The organism is Dyella monticola (genome assembly GCF_003363155.1).
Lineage (GTDB): Bacteria > Pseudomonadota > Gammaproteobacteria > Xanthomonadales > Rhodanobacteraceae > Dyella_B > Dyella_B monticola.
In genome coordinates this window covers 1-19552 of sequence record NZ_QRBE01000021.1, presented here as the reverse complement: position 1 = coordinate 19552, position 19552 = coordinate 1, and the positions used below count along the sequence as shown (strand labels likewise).

Annotated in this window: 15 protein-coding genes and 1 pseudogene; 12 read left to right on the top strand and 4 right to left on the bottom strand. The window is 62.2% G+C overall.

What is annotated here, in order from left to right; all coding sequences use genetic code 11:
• The first annotated feature begins 3 nt into the window (after positions 1-3).
• Positions 4-849 (top strand): pantoate--beta-alanine ligase, encoded by an 846-nt coding sequence (panC, locus tag DWU98_RS20725; protein WP_115497493.1) that lies wholly within the window; start codon positions 4-6, stop codon positions 847-849.
• A gap of 121 nt (positions 850-970) precedes the next feature.
• Positions 971-1357, top strand: coding sequence for an aspartate 1-decarboxylase (gene panD / locus DWU98_RS20720; protein ID WP_115497511.1), 387 nt, complete (start codon positions 971-973; stop codon positions 1355-1357).
• Between the two features lie 90 nt (positions 1358-1447).
• Here panD and queG read toward each other — a convergent pair whose 3' ends face one another.
• On the bottom strand, positions 1448-2509 hold the full coding sequence (gene queG, locus DWU98_RS20715; protein ID WP_115497492.1) for a tRNA epoxyqueuosine(34) reductase QueG: 1062 nt from the start codon (positions 2507-2509) through the stop codon (positions 1448-1450).
• Positions 2510-2553: 44 nt separating this feature from the next.
• Between queG and DWU98_RS20710 the strand changes: the two genes are divergently transcribed.
• From DWU98_RS20710 to DWU98_RS20690, 5 genes are all read left to right on the top strand, one after another.
• Positions 2554-4035, top strand: coding sequence for an NAD(P)H-hydrate dehydratase (locus DWU98_RS20710; protein WP_115497491.1), 1482 nt, complete (start codon positions 2554-2556; stop codon positions 4033-4035).
• Positions 4032-4508: a tRNA (adenosine(37)-N6)-threonylcarbamoyltransferase complex ATPase subunit type 1 TsaE gene (gene tsaE, locus DWU98_RS20705; protein WP_115497490.1), complete on the top strand. Its 477-nt coding sequence runs from the start codon at positions 4032-4034 to the stop codon at positions 4506-4508. The genes DWU98_RS20710 and tsaE overlap by 4 nt, the downstream gene beginning before the upstream one ends.
• Before the next feature lie 171 nt (positions 4509-4679).
• Positions 4680-6206, top strand: coding sequence for an N-acetylmuramoyl-L-alanine amidase (locus tag DWU98_RS20700; protein WP_115497489.1), 1527 nt, complete (start codon positions 4680-4682; stop codon positions 6204-6206).
• Between the two features lie 53 nt (positions 6207-6259).
• Positions 6260-8089 carry a DNA mismatch repair endonuclease MutL gene (gene mutL, locus DWU98_RS20695; protein WP_115497488.1) on the top strand — a complete coding sequence of 610 codons (1830 nt, stop codon included), beginning with the start codon at positions 6260-6262 and terminating at the stop codon, positions 8087-8089.
• 78 nt (positions 8090-8167) lie between these two features.
• Positions 8168-9088 (top strand): DUF1684 domain-containing protein, encoded by a 921-nt coding sequence (locus tag DWU98_RS20690; RefSeq protein ID WP_115497487.1) that lies wholly within the window; start codon positions 8168-8170, stop codon positions 9086-9088.
• A gap of 94 nt (positions 9089-9182) precedes the next feature.
• Here the strand turns inward: DWU98_RS20690 and DWU98_RS20685 are convergent, their stop codons facing one another.
• Positions 9183-9965 (bottom strand): enoyl-CoA hydratase/isomerase family protein, encoded by a 783-nt coding sequence (locus DWU98_RS20685; protein WP_115497486.1) that lies wholly within the window; start codon positions 9963-9965, stop codon positions 9183-9185.
• A gap of 341 nt (positions 9966-10306) precedes the next feature.
• Here DWU98_RS20685 and bamJ point away from each other — a divergent pair, with 341 nt between their 5' ends.
• From bamJ to DWU98_RS20665, 3 genes and pseudogenes are all read left to right on the top strand, one after another.
• The gene (bamJ, locus tag DWU98_RS20680) at positions 10307-11056 is read left to right on the top strand and encodes a BamJ family beta-barrel-assembly machinery protein (RefSeq protein WP_115497485.1); all 750 of its coding nucleotides are present in this window, start codon (positions 10307-10309) and stop codon (positions 11054-11056) included.
• A gap of 54 nt (positions 11057-11110) precedes the next feature.
• Positions 11111-11883, top strand: a pseudogene (locus tag DWU98_RS20670) (CoA pyrophosphatase).
• The gene (locus tag DWU98_RS20665; protein ID WP_115497482.1) at positions 11880-12722 is read left to right on the top strand and encodes a sulfurtransferase; all 843 of its coding nucleotides are present in this window, start codon (positions 11880-11882) and stop codon (positions 12720-12722) included. Before DWU98_RS20670 ends, DWU98_RS20665 begins: the two are co-directional and overlap by 4 nt.
• 41 nt (positions 12723-12763) lie before the next feature.
• Here DWU98_RS20665 and DWU98_RS20660 read toward each other — a convergent pair whose 3' ends face one another.
• Positions 12764-13522 carry an enoyl-CoA hydratase/isomerase family protein gene (locus DWU98_RS20660; protein ID WP_115497481.1) on the bottom strand — a complete coding sequence of 253 codons (759 nt, stop codon included), beginning with the start codon at positions 13520-13522 and terminating at the stop codon, positions 12764-12766.
• A gap of 19 nt (positions 13523-13541) precedes the next feature.
• On the bottom strand, positions 13542-14999 hold the full coding sequence (locus tag DWU98_RS20655) for a DUF4139 domain-containing protein (protein ID WP_196239557.1): 1458 nt from the start codon (positions 14997-14999) through the stop codon (positions 13542-13544).
• A 132-nt stretch (positions 15000-15131) separates the two neighbouring features.
• Here DWU98_RS20655 and DWU98_RS20650 point away from each other — a divergent pair, with 132 nt between their 5' ends.
• Together DWU98_RS20650 and DWU98_RS20645 are read left to right on the top strand one after the other, a co-directional pair.
• Positions 15132-15923 (top strand): response regulator transcription factor, encoded by a 792-nt coding sequence (locus DWU98_RS20650; RefSeq protein ID WP_329955412.1) that lies wholly within the window; start codon positions 15132-15134, stop codon positions 15921-15923.
• Between the two features lie 570 nt (positions 15924-16493).
• The coding region (locus DWU98_RS20645; protein ID WP_230474975.1) for a YadA family autotransporter adhesin at positions 16494-19552 on the top strand (3059 nt) is incomplete at its 3' end.

Here is a 19552-nt window from a genome sequence, read left to right as displayed (position 1 = left end):
TTAATGCAAACGATTCAAGATGCGGCGGCCTTGCGCGCCACCATTCGTGGGTGGCGTGCGCAAGGGCACACGATAGGTTTTGTGCCGACCATGGGCAACCTGCACGCGGGTCATCATTCACTGGTGAAACTGGCGCGCGCCCGTGCCGATCGCGTGGTGGCGAGTGTGTTCGTCAATCCCACTCAGTTCGGTCCCAACGAGGATTTCGAGCGTTACCCGCGCACGCTCGCGCAGGATCAGGCGGGTCTGGCTGAATCGGGTTGCGATGTGTTGTTCGCTCCGGACGTTTCGGCCGTGTACCCCTTCGGGGCGGACAAAAGCGTGAGCCTGCATGTGCCCGAGCTCACCGAAACACTGGAAGGCGCTCATCGCCTCGGTCACTTCGACGGCGTCGCCACGGTCGTGTGCAAGCTCTTCAACCTGGTACAGCCGGATATCGCGATCTTCGGCCAGAAGGACTTCCAGCAGCTGAAGGTGATCGAGCGCATGGTGCGCGACCTTTCGCTGCCGGTGAAAGTGATGAGCGGCCCGACCCTGCGTGCCGAGGACGGGTTGGCGCTCAGTTCGCGCAACCAGTACCTGTCGGACGCCGACCGGGCGCTCGCCCCTCAGATCTACGAAATCCTCCAGCAGATGCGCGACCTGATCGCCAAAGGCCATGCCCGCAAGGTGGTGGAGCAGGCGGCGGCATCCAAGCTGGAACGGGCGGGCTTTGTCCCCGATTACGCCGCCATCCGGCGCGCTGAAGACCTTTCCGAGCCCGGTGAGAGCGAGCAGGAAGGCCTTGTGGCGCTGGTCGCGGCGCGGCTAGGCAGCACTCGGTTGATCGATAACCTGTTGTTCGACTGAGGGCTTTCGGGATTGAACGGCTGACCGGTACCCCCCATGTAGCGGCCAGGCGCCGTTGCAGCCATGGCTGCGGCGGCAGGATAATGGTGAGCTATGCAGGCAGTTCCTGCTGGATGAAGTCATGCAACTGAACATGCTGAAGGCGAAGATCCATCGTGCGACCGTGACCCACGCGGAGCTGCACTATGAGGGTTCGATCGCTATCGATGGCCTGCTGCTCGATGCATCGGGTATCCGCGAATACGAGCAGATCCACGCCTGGAACATCGACAACGGCAAGCGCTTCGTCACGTACGCGCTGCGTGCCGAAGAAGGCTCCGGCATCATCTCGGTAAACGGCAGCGCCGCGCACCGTGCGAAGCCGGGTGATCTGGTCATCATTGCGGCCTTCGTACACCTCAACGAGGCGGAGCTGGAGAAATTCCAGCCGACGCTCGTCTACGTGGACAAGGACAACCGCATCAGCCACACGAATCGCTCGATTCCCAAGCAGATGGCGGCGGCGTAATCGCCTCTTTGCTCGCTTTTTTTCCTTCAGGGAAAAAACACTCAGCCCATCGCCCCGACGAATGCCGGGGCTCAGTGGCTTGAGCGGCATCTAGCCGTGACGCGCCAGCGCCCAGGCCACATGCTCGCGCACGATGGCCGACGGATGATCGGCGTGTGCTTGCAGTGCCGTGCGCACCTCTTCTGATGACGGGGCATTTCCCAGCGCCACCGCGATATTACGCAACCAGCCCTCATAACCGGTGCGGCGAATGGCCATGCCTTCGGTACGTTGCAGGAATTGCTCTTCGCTCCACGCGAACAATTCCACCAGCTTTGCGCCATCCAGGCTGTGCCGCGGTGCGAAATCCGGCTCGGTCGCGTCCTGCGCGAATTTGTTCCATGGGCAAATGAGCTGGCAGTCGTCACAGCCAAAAATGCGATTGCCCATCGGTGCGCGTAAATCGTGCGGAATCGACCCTTTCAGTTCGATCGTGAGGTACGAAATACAGCGGCGTGCATCGAGTCGATAGGGTGCGACGATCGCCTGCGTCGGGCAGATATCAATGCATTTGCGACATGTACCGCAATGCGCACTGGCGGCCTCGTCGACCGGTAGCGGCAGATTGGTGTAGAGCTCGCCCAGGAAAAAATATGAGCCGGCATGGCGATTGATCAGCACGGTGTGCTTGCCCACCCATCCCAGTCCTGCGTTGCGCGCGAGTGCCTTTTCCAGCACCGGTGCGGAATCGACATAAGCGCGATAGCCAAAATCGCCGATCGCGCCGCGTATGCGTTCGGCCAGTTTTTGCAGGCGGTTGCGCATCAGTTTGTGATAATCGCGGCCGAGCGCGTAACGCGCCACGTAGCCCGCATCGGTGTCGCCGATCACCTCCCAGGCATGCTGCGTGCCGGGTGGCATGTAATCCATGCGCACGGAAATCACGCGCTGCGTGCCCGGTTCAAGCTCATCCGGACGACTGCGCTTGGTGCCATGCCGGGCCATGTACTCCATGTCACCGTGGTAGCCATCCTCCAGCCAGCGCTGCAGGTGCCGTTCGTCAGGTTCCAGGGCGACGCCGCTGATGCCGGCCTGTGCGAAGCCAAGCTCGCGCGCCCAGCGCTTGATGTCGAGGGCAAGCGCGGTGTAATCGGGGAGAACGGGCGCGGACATACGCACATTGTAGTCGTTGCCCGCCGCATCCCTATAATCGCCCGATGCACGCAGCCACGCACCATCGCGATCTCTATACCGTCCAGCAGGTGCGCGCCCTCGACCGGCGCGCTATCGACGACCTCGGCATTACCGGTTTCGAGCTGATGAGCCGGGCAGCCACGGCCGCCTTTGCCTGCTTGTGCCGGCAATGGCCGCAGGCGCGCCGGATCGTTGTCTTCTGCGGTCCCGGCAACAATGGTGGCGATGGTTATCTGCTCGCCAGCCTCGCGTACGGTTCCGGCGTGCGTGTGGAAGTGGTCGAGTTGAGCGATACCTCGCGCGGCGATGCCGTGCTGGCGCGCGAAAAGTGGCAGGGCGATGCCAGCATCACCCACGGCTGGCAGCAGGATGCGTCATTGCCCGGCGCCGATGTGTACGTGGATGCGTTGTATGGAACCGGCTTGAACCGGGCGCCCGATGCATCCGCTGGCGCCTTGATCGAGCGCATCAACGCCTCAGGCGTGCCGGTGTTGGCGCTGGATGTTCCATCGGGTCTCAATGCCGACACCGGTCATTGTCCTGGTGCGGTGATTCACGCGCAGACGACGGTGAGTTTCATCGCCGCCAAGCGTGGCTTGTACACCGGCAAGGGCCCTGCGAAAGCGGGCGAGATTCAGATCGACACGCTTGGCCTGCCCGACATCCTTTGGCAAGGCATGCCCACCGATGCCTCGTTGCTCGATGCCATGCATCTGGCGCCGCGCGCACGTGATGCGCACAAAGGTGATAGTGGACACGTGCTGGCGATCGGCGGCGATACGGGCACGGCAGGTGCCATTCGCCTGTGCGGGCAAGCGGCATTGCGATGCGGTGCGGGGTTGGTGAGCATCGGCACGCGTGCTGAAAACCTGGTCGCGCTCAACAGCGCATGTCCTGAGCTGATGGCGCATGGCGTGCATGGACCGCAGGAACTGCAATCGTTGCTCTCGCGTGCCACGGTGCTCGCAGTGGGCCCTGGCCTGGGGCAGGGTGCATGGGGGCACGCCTTGTGGCTGACCGCGCTCGATAGCGGCAAATCCCTGGTGCTCGATGCCGACGGCTTGAACTTGCTTGCGCGCGAGCATCGTCCGCTTGCAAGCGCGGCGGTGATTACCCCGCATCCTGGCGAGGCGGCGCGATTGCTGGAAACCTCCACGGCAGAGATACAAGCAGATCGCTTCTCGGCGGCACGTGAGTTGGCGCGGCGCTACGGTGCCGTATGTGTACTGAAGGGTTCGGGCAGTCTCATCGCTCATCCGGATGGACGTCTAGACGTCTGTCCGTGGGGAAATCCAGGTATGGGTAGTGGTGGTATGGGTGATTTGCTGACAGGCGTGATCGCTGCACTGATGGCGCAAGGCTGTTCCGCATGGGACGCGGCACGCATGGGGGTTGGCCTGCATGCAAGAGCTGGCGATGCCGCCGCGCGCAGAGGTGAGCGCGGGATGCTTGCCACCGATTTGCTGGATCCGCTGCGCGCGCTCGTCAATGGATTAGATGCATGACTGAAACGCATTGGGAGCTTGCGGACGAAGACGCTACGCGCACGCTGGGGGCGCGGCTTGCCGCTGCACTCGATAGCGGCTTGGTCATTTACCTGCGTGGTGAGCTGGGCGCCGGCAAGACCAGCCTCGCCCGCGCGCTTCTCACCGAACTTGGCGTCGGCGAGCGCATCAAGAGTCCCACCTACAGCTTGGTCGAAGGTTACCGGGCGAAAGATGGTCGGGCCGCCTGGCACTTGGACCTGTATCGCATCGCCGATCCGGGCGAACTGGAATGGCTAGGCCTGGATGCGCTGGCCGAGCCCGCCGCCGTCGTGCTGGTGGAGTGGCCTGAGCGTGGGCGAGGGGCATTACCCGGCCCCGATCTGGACGTGCACCTCGGTTACCGGGGTCTTGGGCGTCACGCGCGGTTGCAAGCCAAAACCGTGCGCGGCGAACGCGTGATGGCCAGTCTGGATCGCGCTGGCGCAACGTAAATACTGGCTGAGCTTGAAAAAAGTGAGCGGTCGTCCCTGCCGGCGATGGTTCGAAAAATACGTGGTTTAGGGTCGATAGCTTGAGCCCATCTGACAAATACCATGCAGGTTATGGAAATTTAAAGGAAAACCTCTTGCATTCAGGAATGTGGTGAGCTTCAATGCGCCACCATGAGGGGCTATCTCACACGCATTTATTGCTTGATCGGTACCGCACTACTCGCGGCGATGCCAGGCTTTACCTTGCAAGCCGCCGAAGTGAGGGACGCCCGCATCTGGGCCGGTCCCAACTACACCCGAGTGGTGTTCGATCTTTCCGGTCCGGCGACCTATAAGCTCAGCCAGCAGGGCGATCAGCTTGTGCTCGAGCTGCCCGACAGCCAGACGGCTGGCCGGGTGACGGCCCCGCCGCAGGGGCTCCTCAAGAGCCTTGGCAGCACCATGCAAGGCAATGTCCTGCGCTTTACGGCATCGGTGGCGCCGGCCAGCCAGGCGAAGACCTTCGTGCTCGGTCCGTCCGGCCAGGCGGGTTACCGGCTGGTGCTGGACCTTTATCCCGGCAGCGGTAGGCCTGCAGCGCCCGGCAACGCGGATGTGGCCGATATGGCGTCAAGCCAAGCCGTTCCACCCGCGCCCAGCGTGGATAGGCAAGATGCTCCGGCTCCTGCCGTGGTCAACGCCAGCAGTAAGTTGACCTCGCGCAAGGGTGTCACGACGCGTCAGGCGGCCGTACTTCTGAACAGTCAGCGCCAGGTGATCGTGGCGGTCGATGCCGGCCACGGCGGCAAGGATCAGGGCGCGCATGGCCCCGATGGCACGCTGGAGAAGAACGTCACGCTCGCCGTGGCCCGCAACCTGGCCGCGTTGATCAACCGCCAGCCCGGCATGAAGGCGATCCTCACCCGCGACGGCGATTACTTCATTCCGCTCAAGCAGCGCTATGAAATCGCCCGCCAGAACCAGGCCGATCTGTTCGTGTCGATCCACGCCGATTCGTACACCAGCAGCGACGCGCGCGGTTCATCCGTGTGGGTGCTGTCCCCGCGCGGCAAGAGCTCGGTGGCAGCGCAGATGCTGGCCGATCGTGAAAACAGTTCCGATCTGATTGGTGGCGTTTCGCTGGCCGCGGAGAACGACAGCCTCGCCTCCGTACTGCTGGATATGCAGCAGGGCTGGGCCGTGCAGGCCAGCGACTCCGTGGCGCAAGATGTCCTGAACGCACTTTCGGCGTTGGGCCCCACCCATCGCGGCTATGTGGAACACGCCAATTTTGTGGTGTTGCGCTCGCCGGACGTGCCTTCAATCCTCGTGGAGACGGCCTTTATCAGCAATCCCACGGAGGAGCACAAATTGCGTGATCCAGCCCATCAGCAACAGCTGGCCGACGCCATCATGGATGGCGTCAAGGGCTACTTCATGAGCGACCCGCCGCCCGGCACGTGGTTTGCCATGGAAGCTGCGCGTCGCAAGGGCGTCTTGATCGGTAGCGACGCAACGGCCAAGTCGTCGGACACAGTCGCCAGTGCCGACGGTCCGTCCGATGCGGACGTGCGCGACATGCATCGTGTCGCCGATGGCGAAACATTGCGCAGCATCGCCAAGCAGTACGGCGTGAGTGTGGATTCCCTCAAGAGTATCAACGGCATCAGCAGCAACAGCGTGCGCACGGGCACGATGTTGGTGATTCCCAACAGCTAAGTGCTTCGATTCCGGATAGTTGCCAGGGCGGGGCGCTGCTAAGCTTGCGCCCCATGCTACGGATTCGCCCGCTTCCTCCCGAACTCATCAATCAGATCGCCGCGGGCGAGGTGATCGAGCGACCATCTTCGGTTGTGAAGGAACTGGTCGAGAATAGCCTCGACGCAGGCGCCACACGCGTCGAAGTCGACGTGGAACTGGGCGGTGCGCGACTCATCCGCGTACGCGACGACGGCGATGGCATCGCTGCCGACGATCTGCCGCTGGCCGTGGCCTCGCACGCTACCAGCAAAATCGGCAGTTTCGATGATCTCGAACACGTGGCGAGCATGGGTTTCCGCGGCGAGGCGCTTGCATCCATGGCATCGGTGGCGCGTTTTGCGATCACTTCGCGATTGCGTGGGGTGGACAATGCGTTTCGTGTCGAAGTCGACAGCGGCCGCATGCAGGAGACGCGCCCCGCGCAGCATCCGCAGGGAACAAGCGTGGAAGTGCGCGACCTGTTCTACAACGTGCCTGCGCGCCGAAAATTTCTCCGCGCCGAACGCACGGAGTTTGCGCACATCGATGATCTGCTCAAGTCGCTGGCACTGGCGCGCAGCGGCGTGGAATTTCGGCTGAGCCACAACGGCAAATCGGTGCGCGTGTGGAAAGCGGCGCGCGATCAGCACGCCATGCTCGCCCGCGTCGCCGAAGTGCTGGGCGAAACCTTTCCGCAGCAAAGCCTGCGCATCGATCACGCCTCGGCCGGCATGCGCCTGTCGGGGTGGGTGGGGTTGCCGACGGCGTCGCGACCGCAAGCCGATGCACAGTATTTCTACGTCAACGGTCGTCTGGTGCGCGATCGCGTGGTGGCCCATGCCGTGCGGCAAGCGTATGCGGACGTGCTGTTCCACGGTCGCCATCCTGCGTTCGTGCTTTATCTTGAGCTGGATCCTGTTGGCGTGGACGTCAATGTGCATCCGGCCAAGAGCGAAGTGCGTTTTCGCGAGCAGCGCCTGGTACACGATTTTCTGTTTCGCACGCTGCATGAAGCGCTTGCCCAGACGCGCGCGGGTCAGGCCGCAACCACGCCCGACGATTCGGCTTGGGAGAACGATACGGGCACTGCCTCCACGGTGGCGCAGGCCTTCGGCCGGCAGGCCAGCGGCAGCTGGCCCCAGAGTGCAGCGCAAAGCCGCCTTCACCTGGGTGTGCGTGAAGAACCGCTGGCAGACTACGCGGCGTTGCTCGGCAACGTGATTGAAGCGCCGGCGTTTGTATCGTCACAACCTATGCCCGCAGCGAGCGATGACCAGGCGCCGCCGCTGGGCTATGCCATCGCGCAACTCAAGACCATTTACATCCTTGCGGAGAATGCGCACGGCTTGGTGCTGGTCGACATGCACGCCGCACACGAGCGCATCACCTACGAGAGACTGAAAAACGGACGCGCCTGCAGCAATCTCCGCTCGCAGATGTTGCTGGTGCCTTTGTCGGTTCCCGTCAGCGCAAAAGAAGCGGCTGCGGCGGAAGAGTATGGCGACGCGCTGGCGGACTGGGGCTTGGAGCTTTCACGCAGCGGGCCTTCCGCCGTGGTGGTACGGCGCATTCCGGCCCTGTTGGACGGCGCGGATGTGGCCGAACTCACGCGCAGCGTGTTGGATGAGCTGGCGCAGCATGGCAGCTCTCGCCAATTGCAGGAGCTGGAAAACGAATTACTGTCCACCATGGCCTGCCATGGTTCGGTACGGGCAGGGCGGCGCCTTACGCTTCCGGAAATGAACGCACTTCTGCGTGATATGGAAGCGACCGAGCGATCCGGGCAGTGCAATCATGGACGCCCTACCTGGATACAGCTGGGTATGACGGAACTGGATAAGCTTTTTCTTCGTGGTCGTTAAGATGCCGCTGGTCTGGCTCGGAAATGGACGTCCATACCGGATATCCTGAATTTCCTTGCAACGCGCGGAGCGAACCCCATGTGGCGTAATGTTCTGGCCGGATTGATCTTGAGTACTGGAGTGACCCTCGTGCATGCCAATCCCTCTCAACCCAGCACGGCGCCGGATGCCTATCAACAGAGCATCGAACAATGGCGCGCGGCACGCGTTGCACGACTCACCGCGCCGGACGGCTGGCTCAGCCTGATCGGCCTGGAATGGCTGCAGCAAGGAGCTAACAAGGTCGGCAGTGCGTCCGACAATGACATCGTGCTGCAAGCCGGCCCTGCGCATCTTGGTGTCGTGACGCTGGACGCAAAAGGGCGGGTGCATATCACGCTCGCGCCGGGCAGCGGCGCAACGGTCGACGGCAAGCCGGTGCACGAGGCGACGCTGATCGATGACATGCATGTCATCGGTCATGCGCAGCCCACCAAGGTGGCGTTCGGTGAAGCGAACTTCTACGTGATCGATCGCGAAGGCCGCAAGGCGTTGCGCGTGAAGGACACGGAAGCGGCCACGCGCAAGCATTTTCTCGGTATCGATTATTTTCCGATCGATCCGTCCTGGCACATCGTGGCCGACTGGGTGCCGTTCGATCCGCCGCACGATCTGCAGATGGGCTCGGTGATCGGCACCATCGACACCGTGAAAGTGCCGGGCAAAGCCGTGTTCACGCGCGATGGACACACCTATGAATTGCTGCCGTATCAGGAAGAGCCGGGCGGCGAATTGTTCTTCGTGCTGGCCGATCGCACGTCCGGGCACGAAACCTATGGCGCGGCACGATTTCTCTATGCCGCACTACCTCAGAACGGCAAGGTTGTGCTGGATTTCAACCAGGCTTACAACCCGCCGTGCGCGTTCACGCCCTTCGCAACCTGTCCGCTTGCGCCGCCGGAAAATCGCCTGGATCTGAAGATTACGGCCGGTGAAAAGAAATACCGCGGCGAGCATTGAGCGGTCGGCATCGCCCATTGGATGGCGCTCTTGCGCGATGCACTCCCTCCCCCGCAAGCAGGGGAGGGAAACCGTTTAGCACATGCAGGGTGTGCTACTTACCTTTGAAAGCCGCCTTGCGCTTTTCCAAAAACGCGCTGGTACCTTCCTTCATATCTTCCGTCGCAAACATCAGCGCGAACGCCTGGGTTTCGAACTCCAGCCCCTGATCCAACGATGCTTCGCCACCTTGCAGCACGGTATCGAGAATGTTGGCTGCGGCCACGGGTGCGGCGCCCGCCAATTGATCGGCCAATGCATTGACGGTCTCGTCCAGCGCCTCGGGCGCGACCACGCGATTGACGATGCCCAGTTCATACGCGCGCTGGGCGGTGATGGTGCTTCCGGTCAGGCACAATTCAAGCGCCGCGCCGCGACCTGCCAGTCGCAGCAGACGCTGGGTACCGCCGAAGCCGGGAATCAGCCCCAGGTTGATCTCAGGCTGGCCGAACTTGGCTTTCTCGCTGGCGATGCGCAGATGGCAGGCCATCGCCAGTTCCATGCCGCCGCCCAGCGCAAAACCCTGGATACGCGCGATCACCGGCTTGCCGAGTCGCTCGATGCTGCTCATCAAGCGCTGGCCCGTGCGCGAAAAGCTCTGCCCCTGCAGCGGTGTGTAACCATTCATCTCGCTGATGTCCGCGCCGGCGACAAAGGCCTTTTCGCCAGCGCCGCCCAGCACGATGGCGCGCACGGCATCATCCTGTGCGGCCTGGCTGAAGGCCAGGGTCAGCTCGTTCAAGGTCTCGCGATTGAGTGCATTGAGCTTGTCCGGGCGATTGACGGTAATGACGCGTACGGCGCCACGATTGCCGATCTCAAGGTTGCGGTAGGCCACGGCAGACTCCGGGTGAAGATAAAGCAGCAATTCTAGCAGCGGGAACCTTTGCCACTTCGCGCTTTCTCAAAGCCTGTTCGATGTCTCCTTTGGGGCGTTCGATTGTGCCGCCCAGCCATTGTCGCCTGGAGATATGGAACCGCCTCCTCACTGCGCCGTGTGCCCGGACTAGCTGCATCGGGCGAGCGAACCGCTTAGGATGATGGCTTTCGCCGTATGCTTAGAGCCCGCCCATGTCTCCAGGTCATCCGCGCCAGTCTTGTTTGCTCGCAGGGCGACCGCTCGCCGATAGCGCGCGTTCGCACGGAGGCATTGGGCGGTTCTGCACCGTGGAGAAAGTGATGGTACGTACGCGTTGGTTGGTTCCGATTCTCTCGCTGCTTGCCGCATGCGCGGTCCAGGCGCAGGGGACGACGCATGCACCTACCCTGCAAAAACCTCAGGTAGTGAAGCTGGACAAGCACAAGCTTTCCTACGCGATCGGCTACCGGATCGGTTCGCAGTTCTCCGAAGGTGACGTCCCGGTCGACATGGCCGTATTAGAAAAGGCCATCGAGGATGCCTACGCCAAGCGCCCGCCAGCGGTGGCCAGGCAGGATATGTACAACCAGCTGGTGAGCCTGGGTGCGCGCATGCAAGATCAGGCCATGGCCGAGTTCAAGCGCATCGCCGCGGAAAATGCGAAGAAAAGCGCCGACTTCATGGCGCATAACGCCACGCTCACTGGCGTGGTGCAGTTGCCGTCGGGCATCCAGTATTCGGTGATCAAGAAGGGCGACGGCACGGTCAACCCGGGCGTCAATAGCATGGTGACCGTCAATTATCGTGGCATGCTGATCGACGGCACTGAATTCGACAGCACCTGGGCGCACGGAGCGCCGGTCACGTTCCCCGTCGACAAGGTGATTCGTGGCTGGCAATACGTGATTCCGCGCATGCACGTGGGCGATCACTGGAAGGTGGTGATTCCCCCAGCGCTCGCCTATGGTGAGCAGGGCGCGCTGCCGCGCATCGGCCCGAACCAGGCACTGGTGTTCGACATCGAACTGCTCGACATCAAACCGCCCAATCCGCAGGCGCCTAGCCCCTGAAGCCGGCACGGTTCCCTGTTCGCGGTTCCCGGCTTGCATTAGCATGTCGGGCGCATGTCGAACAATTCCCCGCTTCCCATTCCAGCCATTTTGAGTCCATGTGTCGGCATCTGCCGGCTGGATGCGCGCGGCTATTGCGAAGGCTGCTATCGCACCGGCGATGAAATCGCCCGCTGGCGAAGCATGAGCGACGCCGAGCGTTCACATTACATGGACGCGGTGCTGCCCGCGCGCGAACCGGCATGATGGAGGCGCTGCTGCGCGCCTTGCGCCCTTTGTCGCAGCCGCCGACCGCCCCTGGTTGGAATCACGACGTCATGACCGAGCTGATCGGCCACACTGAGTGCAGACCTGCCGCCGTGCTGATCGGCCTGCGCGACGAACGCGTGGTTTTCACGCTGCGTACGGATCATTTGAGTTCTCATGCGGGACAGGTTGCATTTCCTGGCGGCAGCGTCGATGCCTCCGATGCCAACGCGCTCACCACGGCGCTGCGCGAAAGCGAAGAAGAGATCGGCCTTGATCGCTCGCTGGTCACTCCGCTGGGTTACCTGGATTGCTTTGAAACCATCAGTGGTTTTTGCATTACGCCGGTGGTGGCGCAGATCGCCACCGAAGCCACGTTTCATCCCGCACCCGATGAAGTGGCCGAAGTGTTCGAGGTACCGCTGACCTTCTTGCTTGAACCGGAAAACCTCAAGCGCTACGTGATGGATTACCGCGGCCATCGACGCGAAATGGTAGAATTCCAGTACGGAGGCCATCGTATCTGGGGCGCGACGGCCGCCATCGTGCACAATCTGCTGCAGAAGATGGAGCACCCATGAAAAGCACCCTGATCACTGCCGAAGAACTCGCCGCGCTGCCACCCGATGGTGTGCTGATTGTCGATTGCCGACATGATCTGGCCGATACACAAAAAGGCGAGCGCGAATACAACAGCGAACATATTCCCGGCGCCGTCTTCGCGCATCTGGATCGCGATCTCTCCGATCTCAGTCGCGAATCGCTGGGTTTTGGGCGTCATCCGCTGCCATCGGAAGCCCATTTTTCTGCTGTGCTTGGACGCTGGGGCTGGCGGCCGGGTTTGCAGGTGGTGAGCTACGACGCGAGCAACGGCGCGTTGGCGGCGGTGCGTTTATGGTGGTTGCTGCGCTTGTGCGGCGTACGCGAGGCCGCTGTGCTCGATGGCGGTTTGGCGGCGTGGAAAGCGGCCAAGCTGCCGGTATCGCAGGCGACCGTGCAACGGCTGCCGACGCAGGTCAGCATGCACTATGAAAGCAGCCAAGTGGTGCTCGATCACGCCGTTGTCGCCGGTTTGCACGGCGACCTGTTGATCGATGCGCGCGCAACACTGCGCTATCGCGGTGACGTGGAGCCGATCGATCGCGCGGCAGGACACATACCCGGCGCGGTGAACCGTCCGTTTACCGATAACCTGCAAGCCGATGGTCGTTTCAAGTCGCCCGCCGAATTGCGGCAGGAATTTCATGCCGTGATCGGCGATCACGCACCCGAGCAGATCGTGCACATGTGCGGCTCGGGCGTCACCGCATGCCACAACGTGCTGGCGATGGAGCATGCAGGGATGCCCGGCTCACGCGTGTATGCGCCCTCGTGGAGTGGTTGGATCAGCGACACATCGCGCCCCATCGCGAAGGGCTAGCCACGCGCCCCCTCCCTGAAGGGAAGAGGGCATAAGTGCTGCTACTTCGCTTTGCTCTTCAGCCGCGCCACCAGCGCCTGCAAGGTCGCTTGCGTTTGGGGATGATAGAACGCATCCACGAATGTATCGATCGGCAACGCATCCACATCGGCATAGGCGGCGATGAGATCCGCACGTGCGATCTGACGCGTACCCGACATTGCATGCGCAGGAAGGGCGAGCGTTTCGTTCAACCAATGCAGGGCGCGTGTGGTCACCTGCTCCACGGTCGTCAATTCATCGACAAATCCAAACGCCAGCGCCTGTTCGGCGTCGATCAGTGCACCGGAAACAAGCAGGCGTTCGGCCCGATATGCGCCCACCACACGACGCAACGCCATCTGTATGCAATCGGGTGCAATCAAGCCCACCTGCACTTCGTTCAAGCCGATGCGATAGGGGCCTTGCGCCATCACACGGTAATCGCAGAACAGCGAAAGCACCGCGCCGCCGGCAGGGCTGTGTCCCGTAATGGCCGCAGCAACCGGTACCGGCAGACGTGCGAGCGTGGCACAGGTGACGAAAAACTCGCGCCAGAATTCGCGCACACCCGCGCGATCGCACGCAAGCAGCGCAGGCACGTCCACGCCTGCGGAAAACATGCCCTGCGCACCGGATAGCACGATGCCGCGCGCACCCGTGTGTACGGCATCCGTCAAGGCCGTTTGCAAGGCGCGCAGTAGATTGATGTTCAACGCATTGACTGGCGGGCGCGCAAATTGAATGTCAATCACGGCGTCGTGTTGGGTGATAGTGAGCATGACAAGTCCAGTGGAGTGATCAGGATTGCGGCTGGTCGTCAGCCGTCCAGGTGTAATGCACAGCGTAGTCGAGCACGGCGTTGCCGTTGGCAGGCACGTCGACCTTGAAGTCCAGCGTGTCCGTGGTTTGTTTGGCGGGTTTGACGCTGGACGAAGTGAGCGTCCATTGGCGCCAGCGATTGGGATGTTCGCGCACCGTCACGGTGCGCGCGCTCTGGCCGGCGTTGGTGAGCGTGATGCGGAAGGCTTCGTCCATCGTGCGACCGCTTCTGTCTACGTGGAACTGAGTGCGCGCACGCTGGCCGCGCAAGTCGAAGGCAGTGCCCAGGGTGATCGTGGCATCGCTGCCTTTGGGCGTGTCATTGATGCGCCCCTCACCGATGAACTGGGGCACGCCGTTGCGATCGGCGGTCAATACGCGCAAGTAACCGGCGGGCAGGCTGTCGAAGGCCTTGAAGCCCAGCGTACTGATGATGCTGGTGTTGTTATCGGTATTGAACGCATCGTTGATCATGGGCTGCGGCGGCATCCAGCCGCCACCGTTCTCATACAGCGCCGTGCGTTCGCAGTTCATCGTGCGAGCGGCATAAAGCGGTACTTGGCTGATGCTGCCATCGGGCAGGTCGACCGGTGCGGGCAGCGTGTAGCTGCGATAGTCGCCTACGGCCGATTGTTCGGGCATCGCCTCGGCTGCTGCAGGTGCGGCCATCACGCGCATCATCATGGGGCGTGGCGCTGAGGCCTTGGCGAAGTTCGGCTCGCCGGCGATCAGCGTCAGGTTGATGGCCTGCCAATCGCGACCGCTGCGGTTGGCGATGCTGGCGCGCGATTCGAATTGCATGCTGCATGCATTGCCCGGCTGCAGCGTTGCGACATACGCCGCGCGCCAGCCGATACCGGAGGTGGGATAACTGAGCACCGCGTCGGCGTGCCCGCTCCGCGACGCATCCACGCGCAAGCTCAAGCTCGAACCGGTGGGGAAATGGCCGCCTTCCGTATTCACGGCGGCGTATTGCCGAATCAAGGTGGTGCCGTTGCTGCCGCGCACGACCAAGCCATCTTCGCCCGCGCGCAACAGGGTGCCATTGGCCAGCGGTTGCCCGTTATCGCCGAGCACGCTGATGGTGCTGCCGGTAAGGCCGGTCAACGCCGCATTGGGACCTTGGCCAAGCAGCAAGCGCTGTGAAATGACCTTTGCCTCTCCGCCCGGAAAACCCAGCGCCATCGCTTCGGCATCCAGATGATTGGGCAGATCACCCAACACCAGGTCATGCACGCCGGCTTGCAAGATGACGTCGCGTTGCTCGCGTATCACGGCGTAGCCGTCGTCGGCATTCCCGCCGCCGCTGCTGGCGTACAAGGAAGGGCTGTCGCTGCGGTACAGCGTCATCGACGGGCCATCGGCCACCCCCGCCAAAGACGTGCTGCATGCCATGGCCATGACAGTGCTTGCAACGATTCGGTGTCGGATCAGCATGGCGCACTCCTTTGGCGAACGGCGAATGACAGAGGCCGATCATAACGGGCCGGGCCGCGTGCTCGCAGCCGGCCGTTCTCGCACGCTTCAGGGGCGTGGCCGGTCGTGCTGCAAGTGCGAGCAAACTGGCCTATGATCGGCGCCGTTCCCGTTCGCTGGTGCCAGCCGCCTGCATCGGGTTGTGGTGGGATGCTGTTGAATGCGCAACGGGTCCAAAGGCCGCAAATGCAAGGGTTTTCCTTAAGAGTGGTCCTCGCGGACGATCATCCAGCAATGATCGCCGGGATTCACCACGGCCTGTCTTCGGTGGGTACCTTTCAATTGACCGGCACGGCGGCCAATTCGACCGAGCTATTCGGCCTCCTCGATACGGACTGCTGCGATGTGCTCGTTTCCGACTATTCCATGCCAGGCAACGAACATGGCGACGGCATTGCGCTGTTTTCGCTGATCCGGCGCCGCTACCCCGCGGTGAAACTGGTGGTATTTACGATGCTGGACAACCCGGCCGTGCTCGGCGCGCTGCAAAACCTGGGTATCTCCTGCGTGGTCAGCAAAGCCGATGCGGTGAGCTATCTGATTCCTGCCATCCATGCGGCGGCAACAGGCGGCACCTACTATTCGCCGACCGTCCAGAAAACCGTGCGCATGCGCGATCTGAACGGTCGCAACGGCAATGCGCCGCAGCCTTTGAGCAAACGCGAACTTGAAGTGCTCCGGCTTTATGCCGGCGGCCTGACGATCAACGAGATTGCAGAGCGCCTAAACCGCAGCAAAAAGACCATCAGCACCCAGAAAGTGCGCGCCATGCAAAAGCTGGGTATCGAACGGGATGTGGATCTGCTGCGTTATGCAATGGAGCACGGCATTGTGGCTGCATCATCGCAACAGGGCGCGGCGGCCGATGAGGGGCAGCAGGATTAGCTGCGCGCAGAGCGTGGCGACGGTGCGATCACGCGTGCATTCATCTTGTGATTTTTTGCGCATGCGATTAATCAACACTTGCCCTTGTCTACACTGAGAATTAACGGTGCCCATGCCACGCTCAGCGGTGCCGACCACCCTTCGGGATGCGTACGGCAGCGCTGATAGTAGACCGCGTCATCCGTTTCAGCTTGTAAGTCACAGCCCTCGTTTCATCGGGCAGCAACATGCTTAGCGACACTTAGACCGCCTTGCTACGGTGATAGCACGTGGCGAAGGACGGTGCGTTTCGCGCGTTTGCTTTACGGAGGGATTCCGTCGACCGATTGCTGCATCGTTTCGCCAGCGCTTAATTTCTCTCGACCGCGATGTGCCGGGTACCGCCTGCTGCGCTGGAGAAACCCCTCGACATTCCGCCATGTAAAAGCGCGCGCACACGCTAAGTAGCGCCGGTGCCGAGTGCGTGACTGTTTTTCAAAAACGTAGCGTGTCGATGCAACGTTGGGATGACACGCGTCTGCGTGGCGCAAACCCCCATTCCTTGCCAATTGCTGATAAGGACGCGTCGCCATGAAAAAGCACAACGGTCACTCCCAAAATCAGGTCAAGTCGCAAGCACGCACGATGCCGGGCGGTCTTCAGGCCGCATTGGCCAAGAATATCGCCCGTGCGTTGGCGCGAGACGACGGGCCATCTGGCACGCGATACCCGTCAGGTGTGCGTGTGGCGAAAGGCAAGGGTGGTACCGGCGCGAAATCGGCCGGCATAAATGCCGCGCTGGAGGACACCTACATCAAGGTGCTTGGTGGCACGGCGGCCAGTGCAAGCGGTGCTACCGGAACACCTTACGCTGTTGCGATCGGAAGCGGTGCAAATGCAGTAGGGGCTATCGCCATCGGAAGCAGCGCGTTTGCGACAAGGCAGTCAACCGACGGCCTTAATTATTATGACTATAGCGGTCTAGCGATCGGTAATAACGCGAAGTCATACGCGAAGGGCGTGGCGCTTGGTCTAAATGCCAATGCGTCGGGACTCTATGGTTCTGTGGCTTTGGGTTCCGACTGTAGCGCGACCGGTAGTTCCTCAGCAGCAATCGGCGATAGTGCTACAACGACTGGCGATTACGCAGTGGCTTTGGGCACGAGCGCTAATGCTTCTACTAATGGTTCCGTGGCGCTGGGTAGCGGCACGACTGCCGCAAGCGCCAGTGGCTGGTCCGCGTTAGCGGTGGGTCAAAATTGTCACGCTACCGGTGACGCTGCAGCGGCTCTAGGCAATGGAGGCAATGCCACGGGCTACGGTGCACTGGCGGTGGGTCGCGGCGCATTAGCTAACGCCGATAGAGCTCTGGCGATGGGAACGGCGGCCAACGCCACCGATACCTACGCCATCGCCATCGGATCAGGTGCGAATGCCTCCAATAGCTACGGTATTGCTATCCAAGGAACGGCCAGTGGCGATCACGCGACTGCCATCGGTAGCGGCGCGTCGGCGGGTGCCCAATATGCAGCGGCTATTGGACAGCAGGCGGCGGTGACTGCGGCGGCTAACAATTCCGTAGCGCTTGGTTACGCCGCCAATGCATCAGCCGCCAATGCCGTGGCCTTGGGCGCGAGTTCCGCCGCAACCGAAGCCAACACGATCTCGGTGAGCGGCAGCAAAGTACGGCGCAAGATCGTGAACATGGAGCCGGGCATCATCGCGTCCACCAGCACCGATGCGGTGAACGGCAGTCAGTTGTACGGCACGGCCCATAGCGTGGCCAGCGCCTTGGACGGCAATTCGGTGGTGAATGCCGATGGCACGCTGAGTGCGCCCAGCTACCCGCTGGTCAATGGTGGCACGCAGAACAATGTCGGCGCTGCGCTGGACGCACTGGATGGCGCGTTGACCGCCATCGGCGACCAGGTCAAGGAGTTGGAAGAAGCCGGGCTCGAAACCTTGCACTACTTCAAAGCCGAAGGTCCCGCTAATGGTTCCGATGATGCCGACGCCTCCGGCGATAAAGCGGTAGCGATCGGCAGTAACGCCGATGCCAGCGCGGATGGCGCCATTGCCATTGGCCAAACCGCCTTGGCGCTCGCCGATGGCGCGATTGCCATCGGTGTCAATGCCAATCCGCCGACCAACAAACTCCACACCAACTCCATTGCCATCGGCACCAGCACCACTGCCGGCTATCCGGGTACGGTGGCGATTGGCAATGAGGCGGCCTCCGCGCAAAACAGTGTTGCCGTAGGCGATGCGGCGAAGGCGCGCAATAAAAACGATACCGCCATTGGTGCAGGTGCCACGGCGAGCTTCGACGCCACGGCGATCGGTCAAGCTGCAGCGGCTATTAGCGGTTCGACCGCGATCGGCGTTGGCGCGACGACGATTGCCTCCTCCAATGCCGTGGCGCTGGGCGCGCACAGCTCCACCACGCGCAACGACACCGTTGCCGTGGGTGCGGTGGGCAGCGAACGTCAAATCGTGAACCTCGCGCCGGGCACGCAAGGCAAAGACGCGGTGAACGTGAACCAGCTCAAGCCCATGGTGGCGGCGTTCGGCGGTGGCGCGTCGATCGATCCGAGCACCGGCGCGGTGACCGGCCCCACCTATACCTTCGCCAATGGCGATCAATACACCACCCTCCAAGCGGCGCTCAGCGCACTGGACGAAGCGACCACCGAGGAAAACCCGTATCTGGCCGTCAACAGCACCGGCCCGAACGCCCGGGCCAGCGGCAGCGATGCCATTGCCTTGGGCAGCAACACGAATGCAACGGGCGATAATGCGATAGCGATCGGCAAAAACTCCCTTGCCGACGTCGATGACACGGTCTCGTTCGGCAACATCACGCTCAAACGCAAGCTCGTCAACGTTGCCCCTGGCGTGGTATCGCCTGTGAGCACGGATGCGATCAACGGCAGCCAGCTGTATGACACCAACCAACAGCTGAGCGCGCTGCAGAACACGTGGGACAACAGCGGCCTGATTGATCCGAAGACGGGCACGTTGTTGGCGGTGACCTATAGCAATCCCTCCAAGAGCTTGATCGTGCTTGGCAGCGTGGGTAGCCCGGTGGAGATCCTCAATGTCGCGCCCGGCATCCAGCCCACCGATGCGGTGAACCTCACGCAATTGACCGATGCAGTGGACGAGCTGCGCAGCGAAATCAGCAATGGCACGCCCTACGTCAAGGTCAACTCCACCGGTGCCGTCGCCAATGCCATCGGCCAGGACGCAATCGCGATCGGTCTGGCGTCGCTGGCGACGGTGGCCGACGCGACGGCGATGGGGGCGCGCGCGCGCGCCTCGGCCACACAATCGGTGGCGATCGGCAGCGACAGCCTGGCCGATACGCCGATGACGGTCTCGATCGGCAACGCGGCCAGCGGTGTCACGCGCCGGTTGGTCAGCCTGCAGGCGGGCATCACCGCCGCGGATGCGGTCAACGTGAGCCAGCTTAAGCCGATGGTCACCGCGCTGGGCGGCGGTGCATCGATCGATCCGAGTACCGGCGCAGTTACCGGGCCGACCTACGATCTCGTCAACGGCGGCACGCAGACCACGCTGCAAGGTGCGCTGTATGCACTGGATCAAGCAGTGAGCAACGGCAGTGGTGCCAATAATCCCTATCTGGCCGT